The sequence below is a fragment of the Oligosphaera ethanolica genome (assembly GCF_030814695.1).
Classification (GTDB): domain Bacteria; phylum Verrucomicrobiota; class Lentisphaeria; order Oligosphaerales; family Oligosphaeraceae; genus Oligosphaera; species Oligosphaera ethanolica.
Genome location: NZ_JAUSVL010000001.1, coordinates 2,732,737 through 2,749,542, shown reverse-complemented (window position 1 = coordinate 2,749,542; position 16,806 = coordinate 2,732,737). Strand labels below are relative to the sequence as shown.

Annotated in this window: 15 protein-coding genes; 3 read left to right on the top strand and 12 right to left on the bottom strand. The window is 56.5% G+C overall.

Features of this window, described 5'->3' with window-relative positions; translation table 11 throughout:
* Positions 1 to 349: 349 nt before the first annotated feature.
* From rfbD to J3R75_RS09455, 7 genes are all read right to left on the bottom strand, one after another.
* Entirely contained in the window at positions 350 to 1,204 is an 855-nt protein-coding gene (gene rfbD / locus J3R75_RS09485; protein WP_307261291.1) for a dTDP-4-dehydrorhamnose reductase, read from the bottom strand.
* Positions 1,201 to 1,758: a dTDP-4-dehydrorhamnose 3,5-epimerase gene (gene rfbC / locus J3R75_RS09480; RefSeq protein WP_307261290.1), complete on the bottom strand. Its 558-nt coding sequence runs from the start codon at positions 1,756 to 1,758 to the stop codon at positions 1,201 to 1,203. The genes rfbD and rfbC overlap by 4 nt, the downstream gene beginning before the upstream one ends.
* A gap of 9 nt (positions 1,759 to 1,767) precedes the next feature.
* Positions 1,768 to 2,634 (bottom strand): glucose-1-phosphate thymidylyltransferase RfbA, encoded by an 867-nt coding sequence (gene rfbA, locus J3R75_RS09475; protein ID WP_307261289.1) that lies wholly within the window; start codon positions 2,632 to 2,634, stop codon positions 1,768 to 1,770.
* A 29-nt stretch (positions 2,635 to 2,663) separates the two neighbouring features.
* Positions 2,664 to 3,188, bottom strand: a complete 525-nt coding sequence (locus J3R75_RS09470; RefSeq protein ID WP_307261288.1) for a glycosyltransferase — start codon at positions 3,186 to 3,188, stop codon at positions 2,664 to 2,666.
* Between the two features lie 18 nt (positions 3,189 to 3,206).
* Positions 3,207 to 3,734, bottom strand: coding sequence for a DUF1972 domain-containing protein (locus J3R75_RS09465; protein ID WP_307261287.1), 528 nt, complete (start codon positions 3,732 to 3,734; stop codon positions 3,207 to 3,209).
* On the bottom strand, positions 3,731 to 5,032 hold the full coding sequence (locus J3R75_RS09460; RefSeq protein ID WP_307261286.1) for a glycosyltransferase: 1,302 nt from the start codon (positions 5,030 to 5,032) through the stop codon (positions 3,731 to 3,733). Before J3R75_RS09460 ends, J3R75_RS09465 begins: the two co-directional genes overlap by 4 nt.
* A gap of 157 nt (positions 5,033 to 5,189) precedes the next feature.
* Positions 5,190 to 5,921: an IS1634 family transposase gene (locus J3R75_RS09455; RefSeq protein WP_442418873.1), complete on the bottom strand. Its 732-nt coding sequence runs from the start codon at positions 5,919 to 5,921 to the stop codon at positions 5,190 to 5,192.
* A 56-nt stretch (positions 5,922 to 5,977) separates the two neighbouring features.
* On the opposite strand from J3R75_RS09455, the gene J3R75_RS09450 reads away from it, so the two are divergent.
* Positions 5,978 to 7,705 (top strand): IS1634 family transposase, encoded by a 1,728-nt coding sequence (locus tag J3R75_RS09450; RefSeq protein ID WP_307259869.1) that lies wholly within the window; start codon positions 5,978 to 5,980, stop codon positions 7,703 to 7,705.
* Here the strand turns inward: J3R75_RS09450 and J3R75_RS09445 are convergent.
* Positions 7,643 to 8,740, bottom strand: a complete 1,098-nt coding sequence (locus J3R75_RS09445; RefSeq protein WP_307261284.1) for an IS1634 family transposase — start codon at positions 8,738 to 8,740, stop codon at positions 7,643 to 7,645. The genes J3R75_RS09450 and J3R75_RS09445 overlap by 63 nt on opposite strands.
* Before the next feature lie 1,350 nt (positions 8,741 to 10,090).
* Here J3R75_RS09445 and J3R75_RS09440 point away from each other — a divergent pair.
* Positions 10,091 to 10,357, top strand: coding sequence for a DUF6364 family protein (locus J3R75_RS09440; protein WP_307261283.1), 267 nt, complete (start codon positions 10,091 to 10,093; stop codon positions 10,355 to 10,357).
* Complete coding sequence (locus tag J3R75_RS09435) at positions 10,354 to 10,764, top strand: PIN domain-containing protein (RefSeq protein ID WP_307261282.1); 411 nt, start codon at positions 10,354 to 10,356, stop codon at positions 10,762 to 10,764. Before J3R75_RS09440 ends, J3R75_RS09435 begins: the two co-directional genes overlap by 4 nt.
* 898 nt (positions 10,765 to 11,662) lie before the next feature.
* Here J3R75_RS09435 and J3R75_RS09430 read toward each other — a convergent pair.
* The 4 genes from J3R75_RS09430 to J3R75_RS09415 all read right to left on the bottom strand — a co-directional run bounded on the left by J3R75_RS09430 (position 11,663) and on the right by J3R75_RS09415 (position 15,251).
* Positions 11,663 to 11,932, bottom strand: coding sequence for a hypothetical protein (locus J3R75_RS09430; RefSeq protein ID WP_307261281.1), 270 nt, complete (start codon positions 11,930 to 11,932; stop codon positions 11,663 to 11,665).
* Positions 11,926 to 12,888: a hypothetical protein gene (locus J3R75_RS09425; protein ID WP_307261280.1), complete on the bottom strand. Its 963-nt coding sequence runs from the start codon at positions 12,886 to 12,888 to the stop codon at positions 11,926 to 11,928. Before J3R75_RS09425 ends, J3R75_RS09430 begins: the two co-directional genes overlap by 7 nt.
* Positions 12,889 to 13,684: 796 nt before the next feature.
* Positions 13,685 to 14,683, bottom strand: a complete 999-nt coding sequence (locus J3R75_RS09420) for a hypothetical protein (RefSeq protein WP_307261279.1) — start codon at positions 14,681 to 14,683, stop codon at positions 13,685 to 13,687.
* Positions 14,664 to 15,251, bottom strand: coding sequence for a DUF6036 family nucleotidyltransferase (locus tag J3R75_RS09415; RefSeq protein WP_307261278.1), 588 nt, complete (start codon positions 15,249 to 15,251; stop codon positions 14,664 to 14,666). Before J3R75_RS09415 ends, J3R75_RS09420 begins: the two co-directional genes overlap by 20 nt.
* Between the last annotated feature and the right edge of the window lie 1,555 nt (positions 15,252 to 16,806).

The following is a 16,806-nucleotide window of genomic DNA, read 5'->3' as shown; positions in this document are numbered from 1 at the left end:
GGGGTAAAGCCCTCACTCAAAATTGCGCCCGGAGGGCGCCACACTCTTTCCTTCTTCTCAAGCTCGGGGCGCAGCCCCGAGCTTGGCTTCTTCGCGCCTTCGCGTAAGGCAAAACTTTCCCCCTTCCCCTCCCCCCACAAAAACATCCCCACCCCTGCCTTTCTTCGCGCCTTCGCGCCTTCGCGTGAGCCAAAGCTTTCCCTCTTCCTCCCCACCCGGCGGTGTGACTTGCCGCGCCAGCGGCAAGACACACCGCCCGACATGGGATAGAGAGGGAGCGCGAGGGAGGGAAAGGGTCAATGACCTTTTCCCTCCCTCGCAAAACAACCTTCCTCCCCATCGCCATCAATCACTTACCCAAGCTCTCCTCCCGCATAAATTCCGCAAGAGCGTCATGCCAGTCGGGCATCGGCGCCATACCGCAGAGCCGCAGCATCCGTTTTTCCAGGCGCGAGTTTGCCGGCCGTGGCGCCGGCCGTGGGAATTCCGCCGTTGTACAGGGCACGACATCCTGCCTGACGCCCGCAAGCCGGAATATCTCCTGGGCAAACTCATACCAACTTGCTTCGCCTTCGCAGGTCAGGTGAAAAGTCCCGACCAACTCCGGGCGCGCGAGGATATCCGCCAGCCGTCGCGACACGGCGAGAGCCGACGTCGGATTGCCCCGCTGATCATTCACGACCTTCAGAACGGGTCTATTACCGTCCGCGAGTGCCATCATGCTATGCACAAAACTTGGCCCGCCGGCCCCATAGAGCCACGATATTCGGCAGATCACGTGGTTCGGACAATGCCGGCGCACCATCTCCTCGCCGGCATACTTGCTCTGGCCATATACCGACCGCGCGCCACCAGCTGCATCAAATTCGTGATAGGGCCGGTCGAGTTCGCCGTCAAAGACATAGTCAGTCGATATCGCGACCAGCCGCACCCCACGCCGATGACAAGCCGCCGCCACATTACCAGAGCCGACCGCGTTTAGTTTATACGCGAGATCGGCGTCGCTTTCACACTTATCCACCGCCGTCATAGCCGCACAGTGCAGCACAACATCCGGGGCGACTTCAGCTAGGAAATGGTCTAAGCCCGCCGCATCGCAAATGTCCACCTCGGGGAGATCCGCAACATACACCTGCTGGTCAGATAGCACCCGTTGCAATGTCCGCCCCAGCATGCCCTTGCCGCCAGTAATGACTATTTTCATTTGCCAATCTCCAGGAACTCGGCGTTGGCCAGCATCGGCAAGGCCTGATCCTTCGGCGACATGACCCACTTCTCCCGGTCGATCCGCCAGTCAATGCCCAATGCCGGATCGTCGGCGCAAATACCGCGTTCCGCGCTGGGCATGTAGTCATTGTCGCATTTATAGGCGAAAATCGCCTCGTCGCTCAAAACCACAAAGCCATGTGCAAAGCCCCGGGGGATAAACATCTGCCGTTTATTCTCTCCGCTGAGCTCCACCGCGACATGCTGCCCAAAGGTCGGCGACCCCCGACGAATATCCACCGCCACATCCAACACCGCGCCGACCACCACCCGCACCAGCTTCGACTGCGTGTAGGGCGCGGCCTGATAATGCAGCCCCCGCAACACCCCAAAACACGATTTGGACTCGTTGTCCTGGATGAACGTACTACCAATCCCCGCTTCGCGGCAAGCCGTCGCCTTCCACGATTCAAAGAAATACCCGCGAGTGTCGCCAAACACTTTCGGCACAATGATTACAACGCCGTCAACTTTTGTCTTAATGATATTCATAAAAGCGGGTTACTCTCCTATCAAGCGCATGAGATATTGACCGTATTCTGTCTTTAGCAGGTCCTTAATGCTTTCACGTACTTGTTCCTTGGACATCCACCCATTCTCATAGGCAATTTCCTGCAAGCAGGCCACTTGCTGCCCCTGGCGAGTTTCAATGGTACGAATAAAGTTTGCGGCGTCCAGCATGGCGTCATGTGTGCCGGTGTCCAACCACGCATAACCGCGGCCAAGACGCTCCACTCGGAGATCACCGCGTTTCAGGTATTCATTATTGACCGATGTGATTTCTAATTCACCACGTGCGGACGGTTTGATCTGTTTGGCAATGCCCACCACATCATTGTCATAAAAATACAATCCCGTTACAGCGTAGTGCGATTTGGGACGAACAGGCTTCTCTTCAATGGAGATGGCCATGTGGTTCTCATCGAACTCTACTACGCCAAAACGTTCTGGATCAGATACATAGTATCCAAAAACCGTCGCGCCATTCGGCTGGGCAGCCGCTTGCGTGCAAATATCACCCAGGTTCGCACCATAAAAAATATTGTCGCCCAGCACTAAGGCCACGGAATCCGCACCAATGAACTCCTCGCCGATAATGAACGCCTGCGCCAGGCCCTCTGGTCGTGGTTGAACGGCATACGTAAACACGACTCCAAAACGTGAACCATCGCCAAGTAGTCGTTTGAAACTCGCCTGATCTTCTGGTGTCGTAATAATCAATATTTCTCTGATACCAGCCAGCATCAGGACCGATATTGGATAGTAAATCATTGGCTTGTCATAGACGGCCAGAAGTTGTTTTGACACCCCACAAGTAATCGGATGCAAACGCGTACCGGCGCCACCCGCTAAAACAATGCCTTTCATTATAATCCTTCTCTTTTCGATCAATCACACTATAAAATACAAGCATAACATTTGGCAATGCGCTTCCAAGTATATCGGCGATCTGCAACCGTCTTCATCGATTGAGCAACAAACTGAAGTTTCTCAGGATTTAGTAAATGAATGAGTTCGTTCAGTTCTTCGGCACTTTTGAAGTATAATGCGTGATTCTCGGTGGTTTCACGGTTGAAATTGCAGTCGTATGCAGCTATTGGCAGCCCTAAATACATTGCTTCGACTAAGGAAGGATTGGTACCACCACACGAATGACCATGAAGATAAAGAGTACACCGTGAGCGTAGCGCATTAAGTTTTTGCTGATCATATATAGGATCGTGTAAAATAACACTTGAACTGTTCACATATTTTTCTTTGAGAAATTTCCCATAGGTGCTATACGCCCAATTACCAACAATCACCAATAGCATTTTGGGTGACTCAGAAAAAGCTTGTAAAAGCAAGTGCACGTTGTTCTCAGGCTCTATCCGACAAACAGTGAAAGCAAATGGATCATCAATATTGAATGTTTTTTCCATAATCAATACAACTTTACATTAAATATTATCAGCCCCGTACTCAATAAGGGTGCATGACTTACCGTAGGTTTCCTCTACATAATCGACGATAACTTGGTTGTCGCCAATCACTTCGTCAGCATAGAGGACTGCGCACTTTTCCGAAAAACGCAGGAACCACCGCGCAGCCTTTGACCACTTGGCCCGCCGCCATTCAATGCCATCAATATTAACCACGACACGCTTTCTGCAGCCCAGCCAGCGCAGCCATGGCAACAGGGTGCAACCACTTACCCCCAGAACCAAAAGCGTATCGGCAAAACGTAATGCCTGGAGTATTGCCAGCATGTCATAAAAAATGCTTGGAATGCCGTTTGCCCGTAAGGGTAAATACCGCAGGTGAGCCTTGCCATATTCCGAGGGATGCTCAGTATATGCCGATTTCTGGCAAAATACGGTGATGTCAAAGTCATCCCACAGGCGCTGCACCAGCTGATCTGCAAAACTCTCAAACCCGCCGTAATTGCCCGGTAAACCTACTATGCCGATAATCGCTATTTTTTTCATTGGCAGATGCAATACAGATTTATCATGTCAGAAGCATGATTATCCATTGAACCAGTTATCTGTTGGCCATCAATAAGTTTCTTGCGCAAGGCTTTCAGTTGTTCCGGGTGCCTTAGTAGGTCGGCCAAACGATCTCGCAACCCCGCTTCGCCGTGATAGACCATGGAGGAATCCACCAAGCATTGTGCGCCGACAGTATCCGCACACAGCACAGGCACACCAGACGATAGCGCCTCTGCAACAATGAAGCCGAATGTTTCAAAACAGATTGAGGGAACAACCAGCAAATCAAGTTCACAAAAAGCCTCCCGTGGATCCGAGTAATTTCCACGGTAGCGTACAGGCCCCTCTGTCTTAGTAATTCCCGTGCCCCAGACATCCAGCTGCCAGTTTGTCTGTGGCAATCGCTTGAGAACATCCAACAGCAACGGAAGTCCCTTGAAGGACGCAGTTGGGCCGCTAAAACCAATCCGCACACGCGAAGCATCAAGAGTCTCTTCCTGTGGCTGCCAGTGAATCCCACCGTGCGTTATAGGTAACACCCTGAAAGCTGCATTAGGCAGGTATCTTTCGTAGATACGCTTTGACACTTGGCTGTTACAATGAATGACATTGCACTGTCTTAACAATGACAGGTAGTGTTCCCGCAGTGCATCGTAATCTTGCGTGTTGCATTCAATCGAGCTACCACTGGGCCGGTTCTCCTTACGGAGGTTAAGTACCGGCTTAAGCAACTCTTTGAAGCGCATCAGAAACTCACAGTTTCTTAGGGCAAGAAAATGCTCACTGGGAGCATGCGCATTACACCGGCTGCATTTAACATTATCGTATTGCTCGCAGAGTCGTCCTTCTGAATCAATGAAATTGACCTTTGGGCAAAGACCAAAATAATCGTGTGTCGTATAAACCAGCTTACAGCCATGTTTTTTGAAAAAGGGTAGTAGTTCCTCTGGGAAGCCCATCCATGTATGGATGTGAAGGACATCCGGTCGTACCACCGCGTAGAAGGCCTGCACCTGTGTATCACTCAAGCGGTGTGCGTCTCCCAATATCATTTCCGGAGAGCCGAGCCCTTCAAGCAGGGGTACGGGCTTTCCGCCCTTGAGACGAAAACAGCGAACACCCTTGTAGTCACGGGCAGTTTGTATAGAGGCTGTACGTGCCGGGAAAATTCCCCCGACGGGATAGAGCATCGTGACGTCATGACCACCCTGCATCTGCGCCACTGCGAGGTCACGAGCGTAGCGGTTTAGCCCCCCGCCACGCCGTGGACCGATGAGATAATGAAGTATGTTCATAGACTGTCAGGACTGCGCAGAACGCCCTGTAAGCGACTTTGCCGAATGCCGCGCATCGGATTCCTGTTTCGCAGAAATCAGCTCGTCGGAAAGTTTTTTTACTGAACGCGCCCAAGAGTATTCATCACTTATTAACCTGGATTCCCGGGAAATATAACTATGCCTCCGGGGCGAGGGTGGCGGCGGCCGCCGCCTCCGGCTTGTAGGTCTTGGACGGCTTGCCATCGGGGGCCAGAATACCGAAGGCCTCGTAGATTTGCCGTTGTTTTTCAGTGATTTCGCTGTATCGTGCGCGTTGCCCCTGATAGTCGAAACGCTCAATGACGTCGAGTTCATCCAGCAGGCTCTGGATGGAATAGTTGCGGTACAGATTCTTGCTTTTCATGACCTTGTGCATGTAGGAGATGTAGATCAGAGCGACAAATTCCACGAACAGCTTGCCTTCGAGGTTTTCAACCGAACTGACCAGCGTGCGGTTGAAATCCAGGCGGTTCTTCAGATTGTTGAAGGTTTTTTCCACCAGGTCCTTGTTCCGGTAGCACTCCAGAGCCTTGTCTCCTTCTTTCACGTCATTGGACAACAGCACGAAGTAGCCAAAATCGTTCGTGTGCTGCTTGATAGCCTCATCATTGTACTCGACTCGAGTTCCCTTGACCGGTGTGGTTTTGATGGTCAGCAGCCGTTGCGCCCTCTTCAGCTGCGCGTCCGTGGCTTTGCCACTTTGCACGGCGGTCTTGAGTTCCTTCAGGTCGTGGTTGAACTGGGCCCTTTCCGCCGCCGCGCGCTGCTCATTATAGTACCCTAAAAGTCGGCTAGTTGTCGCACGAAATCGCTGAAAACGCGCGCAGCCCAATTTTTCCACGGGAAAAGTTGGGCTTTTTACTTGCATTTTAACATGTAGCAATCAAAGTAATTATTGCTACACGTTAAGCAAAGGAGAACACGATGCCAAGGCCGTATTCAGGAAAAGTCCACGTCAGTCAGTCTCGCATCAAGCGCAAAAGCGGGATTACCTACGTTTACGAGCGCACCACTCACTACGACCAGAAGACCAGGAAAACCGTGACCAGCGCAAGCAAACTGATTGGCAAAATCCTTCCAGGAAGCGCCGACGTCGTACCGACTCGGCCGCGGAAGTCCAATGGGCTCGGAGCTGCGCAGGCCGTAGCCATCCGTCGGCACGTGGGTCTGACGGACATTCTGGAATGGGCCGGTCGCGGTTCCCTGATCGACCAGGATGTTCGCTCCAGTTTCAGCCATGGCGATGCCGACAAGATTCTGTCCATCGCTCGCTACTGGCTCGGCACGGACGGCAACACCTTGCCGAGACTCGAGAGCTGGCAGGTCATGCATGATCTGCCCTACTCGTATGGCATCAGCGAAGATGTATACGGCGAGCTCTTCAAGTCACTTGGCTGCAACGAGGATGGTATTCAGCGTTACTTTCTGGCACGGGCCTCTCGCCTGTCGAGGAAGCCCGTCATCGCCTATGATTCGACCACCATTTCCACGTACTCTCAGAATCAGAAGGAAGCGCGGCGGGGCTTCAACAAGGATCGTGACGGCCTGGACACCATCAAGTTGTTGACCCTGTATTCTGTCAAGGACAGGGAACCGATAGCCTTCGCCAAACAGCCGGGAAATATTCCGGATGTCATCGCCCTGGACAATGCCATCGAACAGCTCAACTGCTTTGACATTGAAAAGCCGCTGGTGACGACGGACACCGGCTACTACAGCCATGACAACATCCGAGACATGTGCCGTCGCAATATGAAATTCCTCACCCTGATCGACACGGATGTGATCATGGCAAGGGATACCGTGGAGACCTTGCGCGACAAACTGGAGTCGATGAGCGCGGTATGCCCCTTTGACTACGCCGTTTCCGGCGCATCCTTGTCAGTCATGCATACCTTCACGTGGCAGCGCCAGAGGCGGCGGGCGGAGAAACAGGCTGGAGACGAGGAGGTTATGCAGCGCAGGCTGTACTTTCATGTATTCAAATCCAATGATCTAGTCAGCAAGCACGAGGTCAGCTTCCGTCAGCGACTGATGGAACTCAAAAGGCAGGTTGAGGAAGGCGTGGCGGAGTTCACGGAGGCCGCGCAGAAACGGATCGACCGGTATCTCGTGCAGTCACGCGTGGGCCGTGGTGGCAACTTGCACGTGACCTTCAATGAGGAGGAATGCGCTGGAGCCAGGAAATACTTTGGCTACTTCGTCCTGGTCAGCAATAGTGCCATGGATGTTTTCGAAGCCCTTGAGAACTACCGGCTGCGGGAAAAGATCGAGGAGCTTTTCAAGAACGAAAAGGAAAGCGTCGACGGGCGCAGACCACGACTGTGGTATCCGGATGCCCTGCGAGGCCGGCAATTTGTCCAGTTTGTGGCCCTGTGCTACAGGTGCTATATCACCAAGAAGATAAAGGCGGTTGAGGAACAGCTTGGCACCGACGGGGAGAACAAGACCAAGGAGCAGCTGAAGCTGGAGAAAGGTCTGAAAAACTGGCTGGAGCAGCGCTCGCTGGCCCAGATATTCGACTGGTTTGATTGCGTCGAAACCACGTCGGTCAAGACCGATGCCGGGACGCGCCGCTGGACTACTGAATCAGTGGCGAGGGATCGCCTGTTCCTGAAGTTGCTGGGAGTAACTGAATCGTGTAGCAATTAGCCGACTTTTAGGATAGTACACGTGGACGTACATGCGGCGCTTCCCCCGTTCTTCACCGCCATTGCGCATGCTCCAGGCATAGTCCCAATTGATCATGGTGCTGATGCAATAGACATCGTCAGCCTCAATATAGTTGGCGTAGTGAACCAGCCCGTCCCTAACCGCTTTCACGCTGCTGCAGGCCAGGGTCGTGTCCGGATGCAGGCCGCCGATGAATTTATAGTGCGCGTGATACAGGGCGTTGACATTCTTCGCGCTGAAGAAGCCCATATCCCAGACCAGTTTCACCTTGGCGAACTCAAGGAACGCCGCGTCGGCAATCATGTTTTCCATGGTGCTGATGTCACTGATGTTACCCGGCAGCAAGCGGTAGTACACGGGGAGTCCCGACTCCTCCCCAAACACCATGGCCAGATTGATCTGCGGCAGGCGCTCGCGATCCTTGTTGTGACCGTACTTGACCTGCTTGATCAGTTCGGAGTACGACGAGATGCTGGTCGTGTCATAGGCAAGGTATTCCCGTTCCAGGCGGCGCTTGGCCTGCAGGCGGAAAAAGTCCAGCTTGGCTTCCTCGGTGATGCTGCCGAACAGGCGACTGATGCCCTGTGACCCCAATGCGTGGGTGAGGCGATGCCAGTGGGAAAGCATCCAGCGCGGAAAACGATAGACGGCGCTTTCTCCCTCCTGTACCAGAAAGTAGGCCAAAGAGATGATCTGATCTTTCATGGACGGGAAGCTCTGGGCGATATCCGCCTCAACGCCAGTCACTTTGCCGATATGATCCAACAAATAGCCGGCACCGTAAAAACGACGGTCCGCCGATTTGACCACATCTACAGCCGACAAGGCCTGGCCGGCCAAGTAGGACTTGCTGGGAATGAAGGCGCCTTGCTCGTCCAGACGGCCGATGTAGGTGCGCCGATGACGGCATTGCTTTTTTTCCGTGTCCCAGTAAGGGTAGTCCTCGTAGACCCGCGGAACGCCATTGATCACCTGAACCCGCCGTTTCGGCGCTGCGCCTTCAGAATCTGCCATGGTCTTGCCTCCGTGAACCAGTGATAGACAACAACAAGATGGAACTAGTTATATAATATAACAATGAAAAGCAAAAAACAAGCCGGGCGAGAGCCCGGCAGACGTTTTTTTCAGCTCAAAATGAAAGGCGCGAGGCGCGCCTTGTTATATTTCCCGGGAATCCAGGTTGGCAAGCGGCTAATAACTGGAAGTAAGCGACGTAACACTGGGGGCGAGCGACGCGACGGTGCGGGCGGGACGCCCGCACCACGGCCGGGAAACGGGACAGGTACGGTCGGCGTGGATGGCGAGTGCGGTTTAATGAGCCGTCTTGTCGGAGTGGGCGGGACGCCCACTCCACGGCCGGGAGAGGAGCGCCGCAGCTGGACGGGAGAGGCCTTGGACTGCCAAACCACCAATCTCAAAAAAAATCTGTGGTAATCTGTGGAATCTGTGGATAAAAAAAGCTCCCCGCAGCACGGGCGGGAGACGGGCCAGGTACGGTCGGCGTGGATGGCGAGTGCGGGAAATGAGCCGTCTTGTCGGAGTGGGCGGGACGCCCACTCCACGGCCGGGAGAGGAGCGCCGCAGCAGGACGGGAGAGGCCTTGGACTACCACACAACCAATCTCAAAAAAAATCTGTGGTAATCTGTGGAATCTGTGGATAAAAAAAGCTCCCCGCAGCACGGCCTTGGACTGCCAGACAACCAATCTCAAAAAAATCTGTGGAATCTGTGGATAAAAAAGCTCCCCGCAGCACGGGCGGGAGACGGGCCAGGTACGGTCGGCGTGGATGGCGAGTGCGGTTTAATGAGCCGTCTTGTCGGAGTGGGCGGGACGCCCACTCCACGGCCGGGAGAGGAGCGCCGCAGCAGGACGGGAGAGGCCTTGGACTGCCAGACAACCAATCTCAAAAAAATCTGTGGTAATCTGTGGAATCTGTGGATAAAAAAAGCTCCCCGCAGCACGGCCTTGGACTACCAGACAACCAATCTCAAAAAAAATCTGTGATAATCTGTGGAATCTGTGGATAAAAAAGCTCCCCGCACCACGGGCGGGAGACGGGACAGGTACGGTCGGCGTGGATGGCGAGTGCGGGAAATGAGCCGTCTTGTCGGAGTGGGCGGGACGCCCACTCCACGGCCGGGAGACGGGCGCCGCAGCAGGACGGGAGAGGCCTTGGACTGCCAGACAACCAGTCTCAAAAAAATCTGCGGTAATCTGTGGAATCTGTGGATAAAAAAAGCGTCCCGCAGCACGACCGCCGGCGTGAATTGCGGCGGTGCATCGCAGGTCCTGGCTGGGCTTGGCAAAGACGCTGACCGCACGTATAGTAATTTCGAAACAGGCACGTATAGAGGAGTTGCGCCATGACGACCAAAAAACTGACATTGAGCATAGAACCAAGCACGATTAGCAAAGCCCGGCGGGTTTCGCGACAGCGCAACACAAGCATATCCGCCATGTTTGCGGATTACATTGCCCTGCTGGACGAGAGTCCTGCGGCGCGAGCCGTACTGCCGCCCTTGACACAGCGGGCGAGAAAGCTCGCCGAGGGGTCGGCGGCCCTGCCCGATGATTGGGACTACCGCAGCGAACTAGCAGATGTCATCAGCGACAAATACGACACGCCATGAAAAAAATCTTTGTTGACACGAATGTTTTGCTGGATGTCATTCTCAACCGCGAGGCATTCCGAGACGCGGCGTCGGTTGTGTGGGCCGACTGTGAGACTGGCAAAGCGCGGGGCATGATCGCGGCGGTATCGCTGAATAACATCCATTACATCGTTGCGAAACGCCTGGGCAAAGAGAAGGCATTGCAGGCCGTGCGCATTATGCTGGGCATTTTCACGGTGGTACCACTGGATGAAAAGGTGCTGCGGCTGGCTGTCGATCTGCCGCATAAAGACTTCGAAGATGCTCTGCAGCTGTACTCGGCCGTTCTAGGCAAGGCCGATGTCCTGGTGACGCGCGACATGGGCCATTTCGCCACGGACTTGCTACCCGTTGTGTCACCCGCAGGTTACGCCGGGAGGGGATAATGTGGCCACTTGATGTGGCAGGCGACACCGCGCAAGGCAGGACGGGAGACGGGCGTGCTAGGCAGGACGGGAGACGGGCGTGGGGCGGAACCGGGGAACGTTTGCGGGTTGCCGCTCGAATGTCGTGTAAGGAGCTGGCCCCATGCGACGGTGCGGGCGGGACGCCCGCACCACGGCCGCGATATGTGCGCCGCGGCGGGAGGACGGGAGACGGGCGCGGGGCGGGAGACGGGCGCGGGGCCAGGGGCAATGTGGCGCCCTCCGGGCGCAATTCTAAATTGCTGTCATACCCCGGGTTGCGGCGCCCTCCGGGCGCCTCACCCGGGGTTATGCATGGTCCGGCCCTCCGGGCCGAACTTGGCCGATCTGTCCGTTGATCAGACCGATCGTGTTGCCTGCCACAATAAATGGCCGCGTTTCTGCCAACTACGATGGCCGGAAAAACGTTCTTTCGGACCTCGCTACCGGCCACCATTCTGTCCGATGATCAGACCGATCGTGTTGCCTGCCACAATAAATGGCCGCGTTTCTGCCAACTACGATGGCCGGAAAAACGTTCTTTCGGACCTCGCTACCGGCCACCATGTCCCTCGCCGCGAAGCGGCAGAAGCGCTGAAAGCGCGAAATATGATAGCCCAGGGCAAGCAGCGCTGAAAGCGCGCGCCGCCCTGGGTAGCGCGCCCATTATGGCCGTGTTCCTCGGCCTCTTTGGCCCCAGTCGGCGCAGCTGACTGGGGCCAAAGAGGCAATGGAACTCATTGACTGCTGCAGTATTGCGCGCTGCGAGGCATCGTCGATGGTCTTTTAGGTCGCCCTTTTAGGTCGCCCCTACAGGGCTTGCTTCTGACGGGGGGCTTACCCAGGGCGACGCGCCGCCTTCGGCGTCGCTTGCCCTGGGCTATCTTAGGTCGCGCCTTCGGCGCTGAAATGCCGCCGGGACGGCGGCGGTCCCAGGATGAATGCCGCCGGGACGGCGGAGGAATTGGTGGAAGCGGGTAGCAAATTCACGGTTCATGCGTTCTAGCAGCACCAGGATGTCGATGTCTTTGGTAGCCCGAAAGCCTCCGAGGTCTTTGAGGTGCAAATCGCAGGCTGTACCACCAATCAGGGTAAAATGGTCGTGAAAGTCCTGAAAAAAACCTCGAAAGAGCTCCATGCCTCTTACCATGGCAGCGCCTCCATCATCGCGGCCAGTTCCGACTGTATTCGCGGGTCCTGGTTGTCTTTCAGGGACAGGAATAACGACAGTTTATCGACGACGCCCGATTGTTCGCACAGCAGAGTCGGGTTGTACCTCCACAGTTCGACGCGGCTGCCGCTGTATTGCCGTGCCGCGCCGGGCGCCAGCGCCAGGGCATAGCCTGCGTAGGTGGTGACGGGATCGTCGTTGAGATTGGTCAGGGCGGCAAGCGCGGAAGGTCCCGCCAGAGGAAGCCCCGGGGGGAGCTGTTCGAGGCGAATAGACCGTTTCACCGGTGAAATCAGGAAGGGCTGGGCCATCTCCCAGGTTTTTCTGCGGTCGTAGGGAAACACCAGCTGCCTATGCCGGCCAGTAGACATGATCTGCGCCAAGCCGGCGTGCTCGAGATCGCGGGCAGAACGCGAAACATAGACCTTGTGGATCTTCAGATCACTCAACAGCTGCTGAAAAGACAGCTGGTCGCCATGCTCGCGGCGCTGCAGGTGATAGAGCAAGATGACCTGCCCCAATGGCGTAAAGCGACGGATGGGCGCCGGAGTGCCTTTGTTGAATTTGGCTTCCGTGATGGCCATCGCCGCGCCAGGCACAAAAATCTGCCGACCGACAATAACGAAAGGGATATTCGCGACGATCAGCGCCGCACAAAACTCCCTGGTGCCATGCTGAAAAACAAAGAGGAGGGGCAAGCTGTAATGCGCGGAGATCAGCGCCGCGTGAAGCTGGACCTGCTCCGGCGACAAGCCCCGCTCATGCTGACACAGCAGAACCAGGCGCTCACTGCCAAATATCCGAGCGCGGCATGCCGAATAACAGGCACTGACCAGCAAGGGGACCTTGTCGCCCAAAACCTCGCTCTCGCCCTCACTAGCGACGTCGCCAAGGGTACGGAGGTACTTTTTCAGTTTGTCGTAACTGAAGTTCATAACGCAGTCCTATTTTGTAACTGATATAAAGTTACAACATAAATGTAACTCTGCAATGGTTGCAGAAAAATAATGCGAATGCATAGACGGGAAAAAGACGGCGCAACAGGACGGGAGACGGGCGCGCCCGCACCACGGCCGGGAGACGGGCGCGGGGCGTAACGCGCCAAACTCAGTAGCGCCACGGCATGCCGTGGCGCGCGACGGCGGGGGCAGGACGCCCACTCCACGGCCGGGAGACGGGCCAGGTACGGTCGGCGTGGATGACGAGTGCGGGAAATGAGCCGTCTTGTCGGAGTGGGCGAGACGCCCACTCCACGGCCGGGATAGGGGCGCGCGCGGCAGGACGGGAGACGGGCATGGGGGAAGGCCAATGTGGCGCCCTCCGGGCGCAATTCTAAATTGCTGTCATACCCCGGGTTGCGGCGCCCTCCGGGCGCCTCACCCGGGGCTATGCATGGTCCGGCCCTCTGGGCCGAACTTGGCCGATCTGTCCGATGATCAGGCCGATCGGACCGATCAGGCCGTTTGATCCGTCCGATCCGTCCGATCCGTCCGATCCGTCCGATCTGTCCGATCTGTCCGATGATCAGGCCGTTTGATCCGTCCGATCCGTCCGGTTGGCCAGCGCCTGGGACGCAATAATAATACCCTTATATCTACGACCTGACTACACCAAGTGGCCAATCTCAAAAAATAATCTGCGTTAATCTGCGTAATCTGTGGATAAAAAGATCCCTGCCGCCGGGATGGCGGCGGTCCCAGGGTGGCCGGCGGTCGCAGGAAGTCATTCTCATTAGTCGATACGGTCGAGTGCTGCGGGCAGTTCCGCGATGGACGCTGGGCTGAGGTATTTGAGTTCGCTGACGCCGGCGTGGAGGAAGGTCTCGCCAATGGCGTCGGCGAAAACGCGTTTGATTTCGCTGTTGAAGGTCTGTTCGGAGAGAGACGTCAGGCGCGGATTGGCAATAGTCGTCCAAAGAACCGCGAGGGCGTCGAAAACCCGGCGCCAGTCGGGGAACAGGACGCTTTGGGCATCCAGTAGCGCGCGGAATTTGCCCGGGTTTTTCAGCGCAAAGCGGCTGCCGCGTTTTGCGCCGCTGTGGCTGACCACCAGGGGCGACGCAGACAGTTCCGTCAGGGCGTCCTGGATGGACTTCCAGGCAAAGCCGCTGAGGTCGGCGATGTCTTGTATCTTGCAGCTGTCGTGGTTGAGCAGAATCAGAACGGTTTCCGCGCGGGCGGAGAGACCGAACATGCCGCGTAGCTGCAGAAGCAGGGACGCGCCGTCATTGAGCGGGAATGGCGTGGTTTTGCCCGGCGGGCGGTACAGATTGCGGACAAAGCCGTATCGCAGCGCCAGGGGGTCCTGGTCGCGGACAAAATCCCCCGCCGGTGAATCCAAGTGGAGGAACAGCGGCGTCGGCGGCGCGTTTTTGGCCGGCAGCAAGTCATTGGCCAGTTTCTGCCACTTGCGACCACAAGTGGCGCTCAGGTGCGCGGCGATGGCGCCGAGTGCCGCTGCGTCTACACTCGGCGATTTCAGGGCGCTGGCTTTCAGACGCTGGATATTGATGTAGTCGCCATTGATGCGCAGCCAATCGATCAGCAAATCAAAGAGCCGCTGGTCATAGCGGGCCAGGCGTGACGAAAATGCCAACAGGGCCTCGGGATCAAGCACGTACGCGCCTTGTCCACCGGCGCCATGACCAGGCACACCGAGCCGCGTCCATTGCCGCCAGAGCAGATTGAGCAGGGCCGCATGAACGCGGCGTTTAAAGTCGCTGACTGACATCGGGCCACCCCAGTTGTGTAAACATGATTTTGATCATGGCATGAAATTCTTCTGAGACGTCCTGCGTCAAACACCATTGGGCCGCGGCCAGCAGCTCGGCCGCCGTGGGCTTCAGCGCCAGTAAATCGCTGACATGGTAGCCGGCGCGGTCAACAGCCGCAAAGGTCTTGAAAAATATCTGGTCGTAGCGGCTGATAAAATGGACCACCAGCCTCTCGCCATACACAACCCGATGGAGTCTTTCTTGAATGCCCTCGGGCAAGCCCAGGCGAAATTGTGATGCCGGGCCGTTGTTCAGCCAATCGGCCGCCAAACCCAAATTGCGCGCGACATTGCGGGCCGCCAGCACGAGATAATCCGGCAAGGGCTCGGAATCCTTCAAGACCCGGGAGTCCATGAAAGCCAAAATATCGACGTCATGGGTTGTCCGCAAAACCAATCCGGTGGCAATCAGCGCCGAGCCGCCACAGACAACCAACTCAACTACGGGAGCATCCTGCAGATACAGCTGCTCATTGAGCTGATGGAGGGCCGCCGTCAAAGCCTGATGATCGATTGGCGCTGGCATTATTTAAGACTTCCCCAGGTTAAATGTGGGTTTCTCGTTAATAAATGGCGGGAATAAGTAAAGTCAAGCCGAAATGACGGACGGAGGCGGCGCCGCGGCAGGACGGGAGATGGGCGTGCGGGGCAACGCGCCAAACTCAGTAGCGCCACGGCATGCCGTGGCGCGCGACGGTGCGGGCAGGACGCCCGCACCACGGCCGGGAAACGGGCCAGGTACGGTCGGCGTGGATGACGAGTGCGGGAAATGAGCCGTCTTGTCGGAGTGGGCGAGACGCCCACTCCACGGCCGGGAGAGGGGCGCCGCGGCAGGACGGCAGGACGGGAGACGGGCGCGCCCGCACCACGGCCGGGAGAGGGGCGCAGGGCGCAGAGCGCCAAACTCAGTAGCGCCACGGCATGCCGTGGCGCGCGACGGCGGGGGCAGGACGCCCGCACCACGGACGGGATAGGAGCGCGCGGGGCAGGACGGGAGACGGGCGTGGGGGAAGGCCAATGTGGCGCCCTCCGGGCGCAATTCTAAATTGCTGTCATACCCCGGGTTGCGGCGCCCTCCGGGCGCCTCACCCGGGGCTATGCATGGTCCGGCCCTCTGGGCCGAACTTGGCCGATCTGTCCGATGATCAGGCCGATCGGACCGATCAGGTCGTTTGATCCGTCCGATCCGTCCGATCCGTCCGATCAGGCCGATCGGACCGATCAGGTCGTTTGATCCGTCCGATCCGTCCGATCCGTCCGATCCGTCCGATGATCAGGCCGTTTGATCCGTCCGATGATCAGGCCGTTTGATCCGTCCGATCTGTCCGATCTGTCCGATGATCAGGCCGTTTGATCCGTCCGATCCGTCCGATCCGTCCGATGATCAGGCCGTTTGATCCGTCCGATCCGTCCGATGATCAGGTCGTTTGATCCGTCCGATCCGTCCGATCCGTCCGATGATCAGGTCGTTTGATCCGTCCGATCCGTCCGATGATCAGGCCGTTTGATCCGTCCGATCTGTCCGATCTGTCCGATGATCAGGCCGTTTGATCCGTCCGATCTGTCCGATCCGTCCGATGGTCAGGCCGTTTGATCCGTCCGATCCGTCCGATCTGTCCGATCTGTCCGATGATCAGGCCGTTTGATCCGTCCGATCCGTCCGGTTGGCCAGCGCCTGGGACGCAATAATAATACCCTTATATCTACGACCTGACTACACCAAGTGGCCAATCTCGAAAAATAATCTGCGTTAATCTGCGTAATCTGTGGATAAAAAGATCCCTGCCGCCGGGGCGGCGGTGGTCCCAGGGCCCCCTGCCCTGCAAATTTATCTATTGGGTTGTTCTTGCGCAGAGACAAAATTGGTGTATACTTACGCTTGCCTCTTAAGAATTGTCATTATTGAACAAAGAAGCTCACATCACGATGTCCCGCCAGTATTATTACAGCGAGTTCTCGTTTAGCAGCCGGTTTGCGGTGTACTATTATTACCGCAAATCGGACCGGGCTTCGCTGTGCTTTGACCCGCCTCAGACCACCCCTGCCAGCTGATTTTCAGTCGTGCTGAGCAAAGAATTTGA